We start from the raw sequence: 15,962 nt of genomic DNA, 5'->3' as shown, positions 1-15,962 counted from the left end.
GCGGCCGCCGGAGAGAGAAGTTCATGAGCCAAGGTGTTGAATTCAATCGTCTGATGTTGGACATGCGTGCCATGCAGGCCGATGCCATGTCGCTGCCCAAGGTCGCTGCCGCGCCTGAGCTGGCGCCGGGGCAGAGCAGCTTCGCCGATCTGCTCGGCAGTGCCATTGGTGCCGTGCACAATACCCAGCAGGCCTCGTCGCAGATCGCCAATGCCTTCGAAATCGGCAAGAGCGGCGTCGACCTGACCGACGTGATGATCGCTTCGCAAAAAGCCACCGTGTCCTTCCAGGCGCTGACCCAGGTACGCAACAAAGTTGTTCAGTCGTACCAGGACATCATGCAGATGCCGGTTTGAGGACAGATTGAGTCATGGCCGAAGCAGTCGTCGATAACGCCCCCGCCAAAAGTGGCCCGCCAGCGGCAAAGCCGCCGCTGTTTGGCATGGCGTTCCTGGAAAACATCTCGCAGATGCCCATGCTGCGTCAGGTTGGCCTGCTGGTCGGTCTGTCGGCCAGCGTGGCAATCGGCTTTGCCGTGGTGCTCTGGTCGCAACAGCCGGACTACCGGCCGCTGTACGGCAGCCTGGCGGGCATGGATACCAAGCAAGTCATGGAAGTGCTCGGCGCGGCTGACATTCCTTACAACGTGGAACCCAACTCCGGCGCATTGCTGGTCAAGGCCGACGACCTCTCCCGTGCGCGCCTGAAACTGGCTGCCGCTGGCGTGGCGCCGAGCGACGGCAATGTTGGCTTCGAGCTGCTCGACAAAGAGCAGGGCCTGGGCACCAGCCAGTTCATGGAGGCGACCCGCTACCGTCGCAGTCTCGAAGGCGAACTGGCCCGCACCGTCTCTAGCCTGAACAACGTCAAGGCCGCCCGCGTGCACCTGGCGATTCCGAAGAGCTCGGTGTTCGTGCGTGACGAGCGCAAGCCGAGCGCCTCGGTGCTGGTCGAGTTGTATCCGGGCCGTGCCCTGGAATCGGGCCAAGTGATGGCGATCGTCAACCTGGTCGCTACCAGTGTGCCGGAGCTGGACAAGTCGCAGGTCACCGTGGTCGACCAGAAGGGCAACCTGCTCTCCGATCAGTTGCAAGACACTGCCCTGACCATGGCTGGCAAACAGTTCGACTACAGCCGCCGCATGGAAGGCATGCTCACCCAGCGCGTGCACAACATCCTGCAGCCGGTGCTGGGCAACGACCGCTACAAGGCCGAAGTTTCGGCAGACGTCGACTTCAGTGCCACCGAGTCCACCTCCGAGCAGTTCAACCCTGATCAGCCGGCGCTGCGCAGCGAGCAGTCGGTCGATGAGCAGCGCACCAGCAGCCAAGGCCCGCAAGGCGTGCCTGGCGCCTTGAGCAACCAGCCGCCAGCCGGTGCCGCCGCGCCGGAAAACGCGACTGCCGCCGCGCCGCCTGCCGGGGCAGTCCAACCTGGCCAGCCGCTGCTCGATGCCAACGGCGCGCAGATCATGGATCCGGTCACCGGCCAGCCGATGCTCGCACCGTACCCGGCCGACAAGCGCAAGCAGTCGACCAAGAACTTCGAGTTGGATCGCTCGATCAGCCACACCCGTCAGCAGCAAGGGCGTCTGAGCCGCCTGTCGGTGGCCGTGGTAGTCGATGACCAGGCCAAGCTCGATGCCGCCACGGGCGAAATGACTCGTGCGCCGTGGGGTGCCGAAGATCTGGCGCGCTTCACCCGCCTGGTACAGGACGCCGTTGGCTTCGACGCCAGCCGTGGCGACAGCGTGACGGTGATCAACGTGCCGTTCGCCGCCGACCGTGGCACGGAAATCGCTGACATTCCGTTCTACTCGCAGCCGTGGTTCTGGGACATCGTCAAGCAAGTGCTCGGCGTGGTGTTCATCCTGGTGCTGGTGTTCGGTGTGCTGCGTCCTGTGCTCAACAACATCACCGGTGGCGGCAAGCAGGCTGCCAGCGACAGCGACATGGAACTGGGCGGGATGATCGGTCTGGATGGCGAACTGGCCAACGACCGCGTCAGCCTCGGTGGCCCGCAAAGCATTCTGTTGCCGAGCCCAAGCGAGGGTTACGAGGCACAGCTGAACGCAATCAAAGGCCTGGTGGCCGAAGACCCGGGTCGCGTGGCCCAGGTCGTGAAAGAGTGGATCAACGCCGATGAGTGATAACCGAGCCGTTACCGCCAAGCTGAGCCGCACCGACAAAGCGGCGATCCTCCTGCTCTCGCTGGGCGAGACCGATGCCGCCCAGGTGCTGCGGCACATGGGCCCCAAGGAAGTGCAGCGAGTCGGTGTGGCCATGGCGCAGATGGGCAACGTCCATCGCGAGCAGGTTCAGCAGGTGATGAGCGAATTCGTCGAGATCGTCGGCGACCAGACCAGCCTGGGCGTGGGCTCCGACGGCTACATCCGCAAGATGCTCAACCAGGCGCTGGGTGAGGACAAGGCCAACGGCCTGATCGACCGCATCCTGCTGGGTGGTAACACCAGCGGCCTGGACAGCCTGAAGTGGATGGAGCCGCGCGCCGTGGCCGACGTCATCCGCTACGAGCACCCGCAGATCCAGGCGATTGTGGTGGCCTACCTTGACCCTGACCAGGCCGGTGAGGTGCTGGGCAACTTCGACCACAAGGTGCGTCTGGACATCATCTTGCGCGTGTCCTCGCTCAACACCGTGCAACCGGCGGCGCTCAAGGAGCTGAACCAGATCCTCGAGAAGCAGTTCTCCGGCAACTCCAACGCCGCGCGCACCACCTTGGGTGGTATCAAGCGCGCTGCCGACATCATGAACTTCCTCGACAGCTCGGTCGAAGGTCAGCTGATGGATTCGATCCGCGAGATCGACAACGACCTGTCGGAGCAGATCGAAGACTTGATGTTCGTCTTCAACAACTTGGCCGACGTCGACGACCGCGGCATCCAGGCGCTGCTGCGCGAAGTGTCCTCGGACGTGCTGGTGGTGTCGCTCAAGGGCGCCGACGAGCGGGTCAAGGACAAGATCTTCAAGAACATGTCCAAGCGTGCCTCGGAGCTGCTGCGCGACGATCTGGAAGCCAAGGGTCCGGTGCGGGTCAGCGACGTGGAAACGGCGCAGAAAGAAATCCTCACCATCGCCCGGCGCATGGCCGATGCCGGCGAGATCGTGCTTGGCGGCAAGGGCGCCGAAGAGATGATCTAACGAATTCACCGGGTGGTGGCGTAGGCGCGGGCTTGCCCCGCGATAGCATCAGAACAGGCAGCAAGGTTGTCACTGCTATCGCTATCGCGGGGCAAGCCCGCACCCACGCTGCTCTGGTTGAAATTGGTTTCGGGAACATCAAGCATGTCTACTACTGAACACCCCAGCGACCTGATCCGTGCCCGCGACCTCGAGGGCGTCGATGTGTGGGCGCTGCCTAGCTTCGACCCGGCACCTGAGCCGGAGCCGGAACCTGAGCCAGAAGTGATCGAGGAAGAAGTCGAGGAAGTGCCGCTGGAGGAAGTCCAGCCGCTGACCCTCGAAGAGCTCGAAGCGATCCGCCAGGAGGCCTACAACGAAGGCTTCGCCACTGGCGAGCGCGAGGGCTTTCACAGCACTCAGTTGAAGGTGCGCCAGGAGGCTGAAGTGGCCCTGGCCGCCAAGCTGCAAAGCCTGGAACAGCTGATGGGGCATTTGCTCGAGCCCATCGCCGAGCAGGATACCCAGATCGAGAAATCCCTGGTGCATCTGGTCGCCCATGTGACCCGTCAGGTGATCGGTCGCGAATTGCGCAACGACTCCAGCCATATCACCCACGTGTTGCGCGAGGCACTCAAGCTGCTGCCCATGGGCGCCGACAACATTCGCATCCATCTCAATCCGCAAGACTTCGAGCTGGCCAAGGCCCTGCGCGAACGGCATGAGGAGAGTTGGAAGTTGCTTGAAGACGAGGCGCTGCTGCCAGGTGGTTGCCGCATCGAGACGGCCCACAGCCGCATCGATGCCACTGTGGAAACCCGTATGGAGAAGGCCGTGGCGCAACTGTTCGACCAGTTGCATGACCAGGCCCTGCATCCGGCGGCGGCAGATCTGTCCATCGAACTGAATGCCCCTTCTGGAGCTACTGATGCGCCTTGATCGCACCAGTTTCGGCAAGCGCTTGGGCGGATACGCCGAGGCGATCAAGTTGCCTGAGCAGCCCGTGGTGGAGGGGCGTCTGCTGCGCATGGTCGGCCTGACCCTGGAGGCCGAAGGCTTGCGCGGCGCCGTCGGTAGCCGCTGCATGGTGATCAATGACGACAGTTATCACCCGGTCCAGGTCGAGGCCGAGGTGATGGGCTTTTCCGGCAGTAAGGTGTTCCTCATGCCCGTCGGCAGCATCGCCGGCATCGCCCCGGGCGCGCGCGTGGTGCCACTGGATGACAGCGGCCGCCTGCCGATGGGCATGAGCATGCTCGGGCGGGTGCTCGACGGCGCTGGCCGTGCGCTGGACGGCAAGGGCGGGATGAAGGCCGAAGACTGGGTGCCGATGGACGGCCCGGTGATCAACCCGCTCAACCGCGACCCGATCAGCCAGCCGCTGGATGTCGGTATTCGCAGCATCAACGGTTTGTTGACGGTCGGTCGCGGCCAGCGCCTGGGCCTGTTTGCCGGTACCGGTGTGGGTAAGTCGGTGCTGCTGGGCATGATGACCCGCTTCACCGAAGCCGAAATCATCGTGGTCGGGTTGATCGGCGAGCGGGGTCGTGAGGTCAAGGAGTTCATCGAGCACATCCTTGGCGAAGAGGGCCTCAAGCGTTCGGTGGTGGTGGCTTCGCCTGCCGACGATGCGCCGCTGATGCGCTTGCGCGCGGCCATGTACTGCACGCGGATCGCCGAATACTTCCGCGACAAAGGCAAGAATGTCCTGCTGTTGATGGATTCGCTCACCCGTTTCGCCCAAGCTCAGCGGGAAATTGCCCTGGCCATCGGCGAGCCGCCAGCGACCCGTGGCTATCCGCCGTCAGTGTTCGCCAAGCTGCCCAAGTTGGTGGAGCGCGCCGGTAATGGCGAGGCTGGGGGCGGCTCGATCACCGCCTTCTACACCGTGCTCTCGGAAGGTGACGACCAGCAGGATCCGATCGCCGACTCGGCGCGGGGTGTGCTCGATGGTCACTTCGTGTTGTCGCGGCGCCTGGCTGAAGAAGGGCATTATCCGGCGATCGATATCGAAGCGTCGATCAGCCGGGTCATGCCCCAGGTGGTCGATGCCGATCACTTGCGCCAGGCGCAGAAATTCAAGCAATTGTGGTCGCGCCTGTCACAAAGCCGCGACCTGATCAGCGTGGGTGCCTACGTGGCGGGTGGCGATCCGGAGACGGACCTGGCCATCGCGCTGCAGGCCAAGCTGGTCGGCTTCCTGCGCCAAGGCCTGGACGAAAACGTCAGCATGGCGCAGAGCCGCGAACAGCTGGGTGCGGTATTCGCTGCGCCGGCGGGCGGTTGATAGGCCATGGCCATGCCCAGTCGAGCCGCGCGCCTGGCGCCGGTGGTGGAAATGGCCGAGGAGGCCGAGCGCAAGGCCGTGCAACGGCTTGGCCATTTTCAGCAGCAGGTGGCTCAGGCGCAGGCCAAGTTGGCTGAGCTTGAGCGCTTTCGCGAAGATTACCAGGCGCAGTGGATCAATCGCGGCGGGCAGGGGGTCAACGGCAGCTGGTTGCTCAACTACCAGCGCTTCCTTGCGCAACTTGAAACGGCCATGACCCAGCAGCGCCAGAGCCTGACCTGGCACCAGACCAACCTGAACAACGCGCGCAATGCCTGGCAGCAGGCCTATGCGCGGGTCGAGGGGTTGCGCAAGCTGGTCCAGCGTTACCTGGATGAGGCGCGCCGGGCTGAGGACAAGCGCGAGCAGAAGCTGCTGGATGAGTTGTCCCAGCGCTTGCCTCGGCAGAGCTACATGTAGTGCGCGGCGCCCTTTTCGCGGGCAAGCCCGCTCCCACAGGGTTTTGCGTCTAAGCAGTTGTCTTGTGGTGTCAGTGCCATTTTGTCTGCGGGCGGGCGCGTTAATGCGAGGCCTGCGCTGAACCCTGTGGCAAGCCCGCTCCCCCAGGGGTTTGCGTCTAAGCAGTAGTCTTGTGGTGTCAGTGCCATTTTGTCTGCGGGCGGGCGCGTTAATGCGCGGCCTACGCTGAGCCCTGTGGGAGCGGGCTTGCCCGCGAAAAGGGCGCCGCAGATTGCCTGCGGCGCTGTCCGCTTGCGGCATGGCCGCTGGCCTGCTAAACCTTCTGAAGTCGCATTCGCCATCATCGAAGGACTCGCTAGCATGGCAGTCGAAACTGATTTTTCACGGGACGAGAAAAAGCTGACGATCAAGGTCAAGGGCCGCTTCGATTTCGGCAGGCACCAGGAGTTTCGAAGCGCCTATGAGCGCCAACCTGAACGCCCCGATACTGTCGTAGTCGACCTCAAGGAGGCCACCTACCTGGACAGTTCCGCCCTCGGCATGCTGCTGTTGTTGCGCGATCACGAAGGCGGTGATGACTCATGCATCAGCGTGATCAACACCAGCTCCGACGTGCGCAAGATCCTGGCCATTTCCAATTTCGACAAGCTCTTCGACATCAGCTGACAGCCCCAATGCCAGCCGACCAAGCGCTGCGCGTATTGATCGCCGAAGACGGAGCGGCAGATCGGCTATTGCTTGCGCAAATCGTTCGTCGCCAAGGTCACGAAGTGTTCACCGCCGAAAACGGCGAGCAAGCCGTTGCCCTGTTCGCCGAAAAGCGCCCGCAGCTGGTTCTGCTCGATGCGCTGATGCCGGTGATGGACGGTTTCGAGGCCGCCCGCCAGATCAAGGCGCTGGCCGGTCAGGCGCTGGTGCCGATCATCTTTCTCACCTCGCTCAGCGAAGACGACGACCTGGTGCGTTGCCTTGAAGCGGGCGGCGATGACTTCGTGGCCAAGCCCTACAGTGCGGTAATTCTCGGCGCCAAGATCCACGCCATGGACCGTTTGCGCAGGTTGCAAGCAACGGTGCTGGAGCAGCGCGACCAGATAACCCGTCACCACCATCACCTGCTCAATGAACAGCGGGTGGCCAAGGCTGTGTTCGACAAGGTGGCCCACAGCGGTTGCCTGCGCTCACCGAATATTCGTTACTTGCAGTCGCCGTATGCGCTGTTCAACGGCGATCTGTTGTTGGCAGCCTTTACTCCTAGCGGTGACATGCATGTGCTGCTGGGTGACTTCACCGGTCATGGCCTGCCTGCGGCGGTCGGCGCCATGCCCCTGGCAGAAGTGTTCTACGGCATGACTGCCAAGGGCTATGGCCTGGCCGAAACCCTGCGCGAGATGAACGCCAAGCTCAAGCGTATCCTGCCGGTGGACATGTTCTGCTGTGCGCTGTTGCTGAACCTGAGCTTCCAGCGAGCCTGCGTGGAAGTGTGGAATGGCGGCATGCCCGACGGCTATCGGTTGTCGGCCAGTGGCGAGCTGCTGGCGACCCTGGCCTCCAGGCATTTGCCGCTGGGTATCCTGGCGCCAGAGCGATTCGATGACAGCACCGAGGTAATGCCGCTGGGCGTGGGCGAACGGCTGCTGTTGCTATCGGACGGGGTGCTTGATACCAGTGATGAGCAAGAGCGCTTGTTCGGTGTCGAGCGCTTGCAGGCGGTGATGGCCGAGAACCTTGACCCAGAGCGTTTGTTCGATGATGTGTTGCAGGCGCTGAAGCGTTTTGGCGGGCGTGCTCGCGACGATATCAGTCTGTGCGACATCCGCATGGTTGAACCGGGATTCGAGGCGCCTGCGGCAATGCTCTACTCTGACAGTGGTCGATCCAGCCCGCTGGACTGGTCGCTGGGGCTCACGCTGCGGGGCGATAGCTTGAAGCGCTTCAACCCCGTGCCCTACCTGTTGCAGTTGCTGCAAGAGGTCCATGGGCTGCGGCCAAGCAGCGGGGTGTTGCACAGTGTGCTCAGTGAGCTGTATTCCAACGCCTTGGAGCATGGCGTGCTGGGCTTGGATTCGGGCCTCAAGCGCGATGCCAGCGGCTTTGCCGAATACTATCGGCAGCGCGCAGAGCGCCTGGCGCAGCAGGTCGATGGCGATGTGCGCTTTGATTTAAGGGTTGAACCGCACGGCCAAGGCGGGCGTCTGACCATTGAGGTGCGAGACAGTGGCGCAGGCTTTGATGTCGAACAGGTTTTAGCTCGACCTGCGCATGAGCAAGGCTTCAGTGGTCGTGGAGTGAATCTGGTGCGGCGCTTGAGCCAGCACGCGCAATGGCTGGAAGGCGGGCGCTGCGCGCGGATACAAATCTGTTGGTGAGTGCTGGCCCCGGCAGCCGGCCAATACGTCATACTGGACTTGATCAAGGAGTGAGCAAGTGGTGGACATGCATATCGATCACCAGGTCCTGAGCGACCTGCAAGACGTCATGGAGAGCGGCTATCAACAGCTGCTGGAGACCTTTTTGGAGGATTCAGAACGACGCCTGAGTCAACTGCACGGTGCCAAGAATGCGGCTGAGCTCGGCATGGCTGCCCATAGCTTCAAGGGCAGCAGTAGCAACATGGGCGCTGTTGGCTTGGCGGCCCTGTGCCAGCAGCTTGAAGAGCGAGTCCGCCAGTCGCCGTTGTATGGCATCGAAGATCTGATCAACCGCATCGACCAGGAGTACCGTGAGGTTCAGTGCTTCTACCGCGGTGAATGTGCGCGCGTTTCTAGCAGCTGATCAAGACTTGGCGCGACTTTTGCCTGTTTCTGCCCAGACGATTTTTACGCCATCTGGCGCGGAGACTTTTCAATGCCTGTCGCACCCAATCCTTTGTTGCAAGCCAGCGCTATCGCCAAGCAGTCGCGCGCGGCCGACAAGCCCCAGTCGGCGGTGGCCGAGCAGGGTAAAGGGTTCGATCAGGTCATGGCCAAGCAGGGGCGTGATAACAGCCCTGTGCGTGACGACAAGGTTGCCCAGGCCAAGCCCAAAGACAAACCGGATGCTGCAGCCAGCGGCAAGAAAGACGCTGGCGATAAGGCATCGGTTGCCGATGACGGCAAGAATTTGCCAGCGGCCGATGCAGCCCTTGCAGCAGGCGAAGCCGCTCAGGATGACGCTGCCAGTTCACTGGATGCCAGCCTGGTTGCAGGTCAGGTGACCGATGCGCAGCCCGGTGCCCAATTGATCCAGGCGCAAGCCGAGGCAGTGGCGCCGGTGCTCCAGGCGGTGGCCCAACAACCAGCAGCACCGTTGGCGCCAACTGTGGGCGACGAAGCGGCCAATGAAGCATTCGATCCGGAGGCTGACCCCCTGGCGGGCTTGCCCACCCTGCGCTTGGCCCTCGAGCAGAGCGCCCAGGCCAAAGGCACCACCTCGGCCCATGCCAATGGTGCTGATAGCGCCCAGGCGCAGCCTGACGACGGCCAGCCAGCCGTCAATACCTTGGCGAACCTGATCAGCAAATCGCAAACCGAGGGTGAGCAGTCGGAGCCGGGCGATAAAGCCTTTGGCAGTTTGCTTGAAGATGGCCTGAAGGACATCAAGAGTGCCAGCAGTGACACTCGGGTCGACGACTTTGCCGATCGCTTGGCCAGTCTGACCCAGGCGGCCACGGCGAAAACCGCCAATGCGCTGCCGGTCAACCCGGCGCCATTGCATCAGCCGCTGTCGATGAATCAGAACGCCTGGACCGAGGGCTTGGTTAACCGGGTGATGTACCTTTCCAGTCAGAACCTCAAGTCTGCCGAGATTCAACTGGAGCCGGCTGAGTTGGGGCGTCTGGATATTCGCGTCAATGTAGCGGCGGACCAAGCGACCCAAATCACCTTCATCAGCGGCCATGCTGGCGTGCGTGACAGCCTCGACAGTCAGTTGCATCGCCTGCGCGAGCTGTTTGCCCAGCAGGGCCTGGCCCAGCCTGATGTCAACGTTGCCGATCAGTCGCGCGGTCAGCAACAGCAGGCGCAACAAGATAGCTCGCAGCTATCTGGAGTAGCAGCACGGCGTGCACAAGCGGCCTCCGGCGAGCAAGGCGAGCTGGCAGATGCCGCTGCCCAGCCACTCGAGCAGCAAGTGGTGATCGGCGATAGTGCGGTCGACTACTACGCCTGATCGGGGCTTCGCCCTGGTTTGCGGGCAAGCCCGCTCCTGCAGGGGGCGAGCCGGCCACGCGTTAGAGAGACGACGCTAACTCTGTGGGAGCGTGCTTGCCCGCGGACCAGGGCGCAGCCCTGGCCATGCACCACAGCGGTTTATCATTCACCTGGCCCGGCAATCGCCCCTCCCGGCGATTCTGGCATAACACTTGCTCAAGCCACGTCATCCTCCTTTGAAACCCCGATGGACGACGGATTATTGGCATGGCGAAGAGCGACGCAGTGAAAGACCCCGCCACGAAAGGCAAACTCAAGCTGATCCTGCTGCTGGTAGTAGCCCTGCTACTGGCCGTCGGCCTGTCGGTGGGCGCCACCTGGTTCATCATGCACAAGAGCGAGTCGGCTCCGGCAGCGGACCCAGCCCTGGCCAACATCAAGCCGGCAGCGATCTACGAGCCCCTGGCCCCAGCCTTCGTGGTCAACTTCAATCAGAACGGCCGCCAGCGTTACATGCAGGTGAGCATCACCATGCAGGGCCGTAACCAGGCTGACCTGGACGCGCTCAAAGTGCACATGCCGGTCATTCGCAACAACCTGGTGATGATGTTCTCCGGTCAAGGTTTCGACACCTTGGCCAGTAGCTCGGTCGGCCAGGAAATGCTGCGCCAGAAGGCCACTGCGGTGGTTCAGGAAGTGGCGCAAAAGGAAGTCGGCAAGCCGGTCGTCGACCAGCTGCTGTTCACCAATTTCGTATTGCAGTAGGAGTCCGCAATGGCCGTACAGGACCTGCTGTCCCAGGATGAGATCGATGCCCTGTTGCACGGCGTCGATGATGGGCTGGTACAGACTGAAAGCGCAGCCGAGCCCGGTAGCGTCAAAAGCTATGACCTGACCAGCCAGGACCGGATCGTGCGTGGGCGCATGCCGACCCTGGAGATGATCAACGAGCGCTTTGCCCGTTACACCCGGATCAGCATGTTCAACCTGCTGCGCCGCTCCGCCGATGTCGCGGTCGGTGGCGTGCAGGTGATGAAGTTCGGTGAGTACGTGCACTCGCTGTACGTGCCGACCAGCCTCAACCTGGTCAAGATCAAGCCGCTGCGCGGCACCTCGCTGTTCATCCTCGATGCCAAGCTGGTGTTCAAGCTGGTGGACAACTTCTTTGGTGGCGACGGGCGTCACGCCAAGATCGAAGGGCGTGAGTTCACCCCGACTGAGCTGCGGGTAGTGCGCATGGTCTTGGACCAGTGCTTCGTCGACCTCAAGGAGGCCTGGCAGGCGATCATGCCGGTCAACTTCGAGTACATCAACTCCGAGGTCAACCCGGCCATGGCCAACATCGTTGGCCCAAGCGAGGCGGTGGTGGTGTCGACCTTCCACATCGAACTCGATGGCGGTGGCGGCGACCTGCACGTGACCATGCCGTACTCGATGATCGAGCCGGTGCGCGAAATGCTCGACGCGGGCTTCCAGTCCGACCTGGACGATCAGGACGAGCGCTGGGTCAAGGCCCTGCGCGAGGACGTGCTGGACGTCAGCGTGCCGCTCTCGGCCACTGTGGCGCGGCGTCAGCTAAAGCTGCGCGACATCCTGCACATGCAGCCTGGCGATGTGATTCCCGTGGAGCTGCCTGAGCACCTGGTGCTGCGTGCCAACGGCGTGCCGTCGTTCAAGGCGCGGCTGGGGTCGCACAAGGGCACCCTGTCGCTGCAGATCATCGATCCGATCGAGCGCCGCTGAAGGCGTGCCGCTCGCAACCCCCGAATTGAATGCTTGTCGAGGACATTATGGCTAACGAAAACGAGATCAGCTCCCCCGAGGAGCAGGCTTTGGCAGATGAGTGGGCAGCAGCCCTGGAAGAGACCGGCGATGCCGGCCAGTCCGACATCGATGCGCTGCTGGCGGCGGACGCGGGCAACTCCGGTGCCGGCCGACTGCCAATGGAAGAGTTCGCCAGCTCGCCCAAGCCGAACGAAAATGTCAGCCTCGAAGGCCCCAACCTGGATGTGATCCTGGATATTCCGGTGAGCATCTCGATGGAAGTGGGCAGCACCGAAATCAACATCCGCAACCTGCTGCAGCTCAACCAGGGGTCGGTGATCGAGCTTGACCGCCTGGCCGGCGAACCGCTCGACGTGCTGGTCAACGGCACGCTGATCGCCCATGGCGAGGTCGTGGTGGTCAACGAGAAGTTCGGCATTCGCCTGACCGACGTGATCAGCCCAAGCGAACGTATCAAGAAGCTGCGCTGAGTGAAGGCGCTGATGCGGGCCGCGACGGCCCTGGCGGCGCTGCTCGCCAGTGAGGTAGCGATCGCTGCGACGATCCCTGCCACGCCTGCCCCTGGAGCCCCAGGTAGCCTCGGTGGGCAACTGGCGCAGATGGTCTTCGGGCTGTTGCTGGTGGTCGGGCTGATCTTCCTGCTCGCCTGGCTGGTGCGCCGTATGCAAGGCGCCGCGCCGCGTAGTGGGCAAGTGATCGAAATCGTCGGTACGCGCGCCATCGGTCCGCGTGATCGGTTGTTGTTGGTACAGGTGGGCAAGGAGCAGATCCTGATCGGGCATAGCCCGGGCAGCATCGAGGCCCTGCATGTGCTGGCCGAACCGGTCGAGGTGCCCGCCGGTGCCCGTCCGGCCACGCCTGAATTCGCCCAGCGGCTGCTCGAGCTGATGGGCAAGGATCAGAAGGACAAGAAGTAATGAGTGGCGCCCTGCGCATCCTGTTGAGCACCTTGTTGCCAGTCGTGCTGTGGTTGGTGGCGCCGCAGGCGCTGGCCGCCGACCCCCTGTCGATCCCGGCCATCACTCTGTCCAGCGGGGCGGATGGGCAGCAGGAATATTCGGTCAGCCTGCAGATCCTGATGATCATGACGGCGCTGAGTTTCATTCCAGCGTTCGTCATCCTGATGACCAGCTTTACCCGGATCATCATCGTCTTCTCCATCCTGCGTCAGGCCCTGGGCCTGCAACAGACGCCATCGAATCAACTGCTGACCGGCATGGCGCTGTTCCTGACCTTCTTCATCATGGCGCCGGTGTTCGACCGGGTGAACCAGACGGCGATCCAGCCCTATCTGAACGAGCAGATGACTGCCCAGCAGGCCATCGACAAGGCCCAGGTTCCGCTCAAGGACTTCATGCTCGCGCAGACCCGGCAAAGCGATCTGGACATGTTCATGCGCTTGTCCAAGCGTACCGATATCGCCAGCCCGGACCAGGCGCCGCTGACCATCCTGGTGCCGGCGTTCGTGACCTCCGAGCTCAAGACCGCGTTCCAGATCGGCTTCATGATCTTCATCCCGTTTTTGATCATCGACATGGTGGTCGCCAGCGTGCTGATGGCGATGGGTATGATGATGCTGTCGCCGCTGATCATTTCCTTGCCGTTCAAGATCATGCTGTTCGTGCTGGTCGATGGCTGGGCGCTGATCATGGGCACCCTGGCTGGCAGTTTCGGCGGCGTCTGACGCCGTCAAGGAGAGCCTTGCATGACACCTGAAGTTGCTGTCGACCTGTTCCGCGACGCCCTCTGGCTGACCACCCTGATGGTGGGCGTGCTGGTGGTGCCTAGCCTGCTGGTCGGCCTGGTGGTGGCGATGTTCCAGGCCGCCACCCAGATCAACGAACAGACCCTGAGCTTCCTGCCGCGTTTGCTGGTGATGCTGGTGACCTTGATTGTCGTTGGGCCATGGCTTACCCAGAAGTTCATGGAGTACTTCATTGGTCTGTACACCAGCATTCCGCAGCTGATCGGGTGAGGCGGCCATGCTGGAGCTGACCGACGCACAGATTGGGACCTGGGTTGCGACCTTCATGCTGCCGCTGTTCCGCGTCACTGCGGTGCTGATGACCATGCCGATCTTCGGCACCAAGATGCTCCCGGCGCGCATTCGCCTGTATGCGGCCCTGGCCATCACTGTCGTGATCGTGCCGGGTCTGCCGCCATTGCCCGAGTTCGAACCGCTGAGCCTGCGGGGCTTTTTGCTGTGTGGCGAGCAGGTGATCATCGGGGCGGTGTTTGGTTTCTCATTGCAGATGCTGTTTCAGGCGTTCGTGGTGGCGGGGCAGATCATCGCGGTGCAAATGGGGATGGCGTTTGCCTCGATGGTCGATCCGGCCAATGGCGTCAACGTCGCGGTGGTCAGCCAATTCATGACCATGCTGGTCAGTATTCTGTTTTTGCTGATGAACGGCCATCTGGTGGTGTTCGAGGTCTTGACTGAGAGCTTCACGACCTTGCCGGTCGGGAGTGGGCTGTTGGTCAATCACTTCTGGGAGCTGGCTGGGCGCTTGGGCTGGGTGCTGGGGGCCGGATTGTTGCTGGTGCTTCCCATGATCGCTGCGCTGTTGGTGATCAACGTTGCCTTCGGCGTGATGACCCGCGCAGCGCCGCAGTTGAACATCTTCTCGATCGGTTTCCCGCTGACATTGGTGTTGGGCATGGCCATCTTCTGGGTGGGTCTGGCCGACATTCTTTCCCACTACCAGGCATTGGCCAGCGAAGCGCTGCAGTGGCTGCGTGAACTGGCACGGGCGCGCTAAGCATGGCCGAGAGCGAGAGTGGTCAGGACAAGACGGAAGAGCCCACCGACAAGCGCAAGACGCAGGCGCGCGAGAAAGGTGAGGTGGCCCGCTCCAAGGAGCTGAACACCGTCGCCGTCACCCTTGGCGGGGCAGGCGCGCTGTTGGCCTTTGGGGGTTATCTGGGCGAGACCCTGATGGAGCTGATGCGGCTGAACTTCAGCTTGCCGCGTGAGGTGTTGATGGCTGAAGGGTCCATGGCCGCCTATTTGCTCAACTCGGGCAAGATGGCCATCTGGGCTGTGCAGCCGATCCTGGTCCTGTTGTTCGTGGTCGCTTTCATTGCACCGATTGCTCTGGGTGGGTTCCTGTTCTCAGGCAGCTTGCTGCAGCCCAAATTCAGTCGCATGAATCCCTTGGCGGGGATCAAGCGCATGTTCTCCTTGAATGCCTTGACCGAGCTGCTCAAGGCATTGGCGAAGTTTTTCATGATCTTGGTGGTGGCGCTGGTGGTGCTTTCCAACGACCGCCAGGCGTTGCTGGCGATTGCCAATGAGCCGCTTGAGCAGGCGATCATTCACAGTGTCCAGGTGGTCGGATGGAGTGCCATGTGGATGGCAGCGGGGCTGTTGCTGATTGCCGCGCTGGATGTGCCGTTCCAGCTGTGGCAAACGCACAAGAAGTTGAAGATGACCAAGCAGGAAGTGCGCGACGAGTACAAGGACAGTGAAGGCAAGCCTGAGGTCAAGCAGCGGATCCGTCAGTTGCAGCGGGAGGTTTCGCAGCGGCGCATGATGGCTGCGGTGCCTGAGGCTGACGTGATCATTACCAACCCGACGCACTATGCGGTGGCGCTGAAGTATGACCCCGATAAGGGCTCGGCGGCGCCGCTGCTGCTGGCCAAGGGCACCGACTTCATTGCGTTGAAGATGCGTGAGATTGCTGCTGAGCATAAGGTGCAGATTTTGGAGTCGCCGGAGTTGGCGCGGGCGATCTATTACTCTACCGAGCTTGAGCAGGAGATTCCGGCTGGGTTGTATTTGGCGGTGGCGCAGGTGTTGGCTTATGTGTTCCAGATTCGGCAGTACCGGGCTGGCAAGGGGAAGGCGCCGGATCCGTTGAAGAAGGATTTGCCGATTCCGCCGGATTTGCGGCGTGATTCTTGATTCTTGATTCTTGATTCTTGATTCTTGATTTGTAGTTTTTAGGTTTGGGAGCAGATCCATTTGCGATGGAGACGCTGATTCACCTTTCCGCCCTTACGGCGGGTCACTTTTGGCAGTCGCCCCAAAAGTAACCAAAAGGTCTGCGCTCCACCATCCGGCCCTACGCTGCGCTTCGGGTCCCCTCGCTTCGGTGCCTTCCGGGCCCGCGCGGCCTACGATTTGCTGCGCAAATCTACATCTCGCGCCTTCGGCTGCGCCGA

At 62.2% G+C, this 15,962-nt stretch carries 18 protein-coding genes; all 18 read left to right on the top strand.

Translation table 11 applies throughout. The features are described 5' to 3' along the window. Positions 1 to 23 precede the first annotated feature (23 nt). The 18 genes from fliE (at position 24) to flhB (ending at position 15,702) form a co-directional block, all read left to right on the top strand. Positions 24 to 356 carry a flagellar hook-basal body complex protein FliE gene (gene fliE / locus AAZU54_RS13790; protein ID WP_186555971.1) on the top strand — a complete coding sequence of 111 codons (333 nt, stop codon included), beginning with the start codon at positions 24 to 26 and terminating at the stop codon, positions 354 to 356. A gap of 14 nt (positions 357 to 370) precedes the next feature. Beyond that, complete coding sequence (gene fliF, locus AAZU54_RS13785) at positions 371 to 2,149, top strand: flagellar basal-body MS-ring/collar protein FliF (RefSeq protein WP_186555972.1); 1,779 nt, start codon at positions 371 to 373, stop codon at positions 2,147 to 2,149. Next, a complete protein-coding gene (gene fliG / locus AAZU54_RS13780; RefSeq protein WP_186555973.1) occupies positions 2,142 to 3,161 on the top strand; it encodes a flagellar motor switch protein FliG in 1,020 nt (339 codons plus the stop codon). The genes fliF and fliG overlap by 8 nt, the downstream gene beginning before the upstream one ends. A 144-nt stretch (positions 3,162 to 3,305) precedes the next feature. Then, a complete protein-coding gene (gene fliH, locus AAZU54_RS13775; protein WP_186555974.1) occupies positions 3,306 to 4,079 on the top strand; it encodes a flagellar assembly protein FliH in 774 nt (257 codons plus the stop codon). After that, a complete protein-coding gene (fliI, locus tag AAZU54_RS13770; RefSeq protein WP_186555975.1) occupies positions 4,069 to 5,427 on the top strand; it encodes a flagellar protein export ATPase FliI in 1,359 nt (452 codons plus the stop codon). The genes fliH and fliI overlap by 11 nt, the downstream gene beginning before the upstream one ends. Before the next feature lie 6 nt (positions 5,428 to 5,433). Further along, complete coding sequence (gene fliJ / locus AAZU54_RS13765) at positions 5,434 to 5,886, top strand: flagellar export protein FliJ (protein WP_186555976.1); 453 nt, start codon at positions 5,434 to 5,436, stop codon at positions 5,884 to 5,886. Between the two features lie 360 nt (positions 5,887 to 6,246). After that, positions 6,247 to 6,552, top strand: coding sequence for an STAS domain-containing protein (locus AAZU54_RS13760; protein ID WP_186555977.1), 306 nt, complete (start codon positions 6,247 to 6,249; stop codon positions 6,550 to 6,552). 8 nt (positions 6,553 to 6,560) lie between these two features. Then, positions 6,561 to 8,252 (top strand): ATP-binding SpoIIE family protein phosphatase, encoded by a 1,692-nt coding sequence (locus AAZU54_RS13755; RefSeq protein WP_312152595.1) that lies wholly within the window; start codon positions 6,561 to 6,563, stop codon positions 8,250 to 8,252. A 58-nt stretch (positions 8,253 to 8,310) separates the two neighbouring features. Continuing rightward, positions 8,311 to 8,658 carry an Hpt domain-containing protein gene (locus AAZU54_RS13750; RefSeq protein WP_186555979.1) on the top strand — a complete coding sequence of 116 codons (348 nt, stop codon included), beginning with the start codon at positions 8,311 to 8,313 and terminating at the stop codon, positions 8,656 to 8,658. A 72-nt stretch (positions 8,659 to 8,730) separates the two neighbouring features. Next, a complete protein-coding gene (locus AAZU54_RS13745; protein ID WP_186555980.1) occupies positions 8,731 to 10,032 on the top strand; it encodes a flagellar hook-length control protein FliK in 1,302 nt (433 codons plus the stop codon). Positions 10,033 to 10,280: 248 nt separating this feature from the next. Further along, positions 10,281 to 10,778, top strand: coding sequence for a flagellar basal body-associated protein FliL (gene fliL, locus AAZU54_RS13740; RefSeq protein ID WP_186555981.1), 498 nt, complete (start codon positions 10,281 to 10,283; stop codon positions 10,776 to 10,778). 9 nt (positions 10,779 to 10,787) lie between these two features. Further along, positions 10,788 to 11,756: a flagellar motor switch protein FliM gene (gene fliM / locus AAZU54_RS13735; protein WP_186555982.1), complete on the top strand. Its 969-nt coding sequence runs from the start codon at positions 10,788 to 10,790 to the stop codon at positions 11,754 to 11,756. Positions 11,757 to 11,803: 47 nt separating this feature from the next. Continuing rightward, positions 11,804 to 12,268: a flagellar motor switch protein FliN gene (gene fliN / locus AAZU54_RS13730; RefSeq protein WP_186555983.1), complete on the top strand. Its 465-nt coding sequence runs from the start codon at positions 11,804 to 11,806 to the stop codon at positions 12,266 to 12,268. Between the two features lie 12 nt (positions 12,269 to 12,280). Further along, positions 12,281 to 12,715 (top strand): flagellar biosynthetic protein FliO, encoded by a 435-nt coding sequence (gene fliO, locus AAZU54_RS13725; protein ID WP_186555984.1) that lies wholly within the window; start codon positions 12,281 to 12,283, stop codon positions 12,713 to 12,715. After that, positions 12,715 to 13,482 carry a flagellar type III secretion system pore protein FliP gene (gene fliP, locus AAZU54_RS13720; RefSeq protein ID WP_186555985.1) on the top strand — a complete coding sequence of 256 codons (768 nt, stop codon included), beginning with the start codon at positions 12,715 to 12,717 and terminating at the stop codon, positions 13,480 to 13,482. The genes fliO and fliP overlap by 1 nt, the downstream gene beginning before the upstream one ends. Before the next feature lie 21 nt (positions 13,483 to 13,503). Further along, complete coding sequence (gene fliQ, locus AAZU54_RS13715) at positions 13,504 to 13,773, top strand: flagellar biosynthesis protein FliQ (RefSeq protein ID WP_312152603.1); 270 nt, start codon at positions 13,504 to 13,506, stop codon at positions 13,771 to 13,773. Between the two features lie 7 nt (positions 13,774 to 13,780). After that, positions 13,781 to 14,557, top strand: a complete 777-nt coding sequence (gene fliR, locus AAZU54_RS13710) for a flagellar biosynthetic protein FliR (protein ID WP_186555987.1) — start codon at positions 13,781 to 13,783, stop codon at positions 14,555 to 14,557. A gap of 2 nt (positions 14,558 to 14,559) precedes the next feature. Further along, on the top strand, positions 14,560 to 15,702 hold the full coding sequence (flhB, locus tag AAZU54_RS13705) for a flagellar biosynthesis protein FlhB (protein WP_186555988.1): 1,143 nt from the start codon (positions 14,560 to 14,562) through the stop codon (positions 15,700 to 15,702). The last annotated feature ends 260 nt before the right edge of the window (positions 15,703 to 15,962 follow it).

This window comes from Pseudomonas sp. Je.1.5.c, assembly GCF_051129895.1.
Lineage (GTDB): Bacteria > Pseudomonadota > Gammaproteobacteria > Pseudomonadales > Pseudomonadaceae > Aquipseudomonas > Aquipseudomonas urmiensis.
Note: the sequence above shows the minus strand (reverse complement) of the source record. Positions and strands in the feature narration are given on the sequence as shown.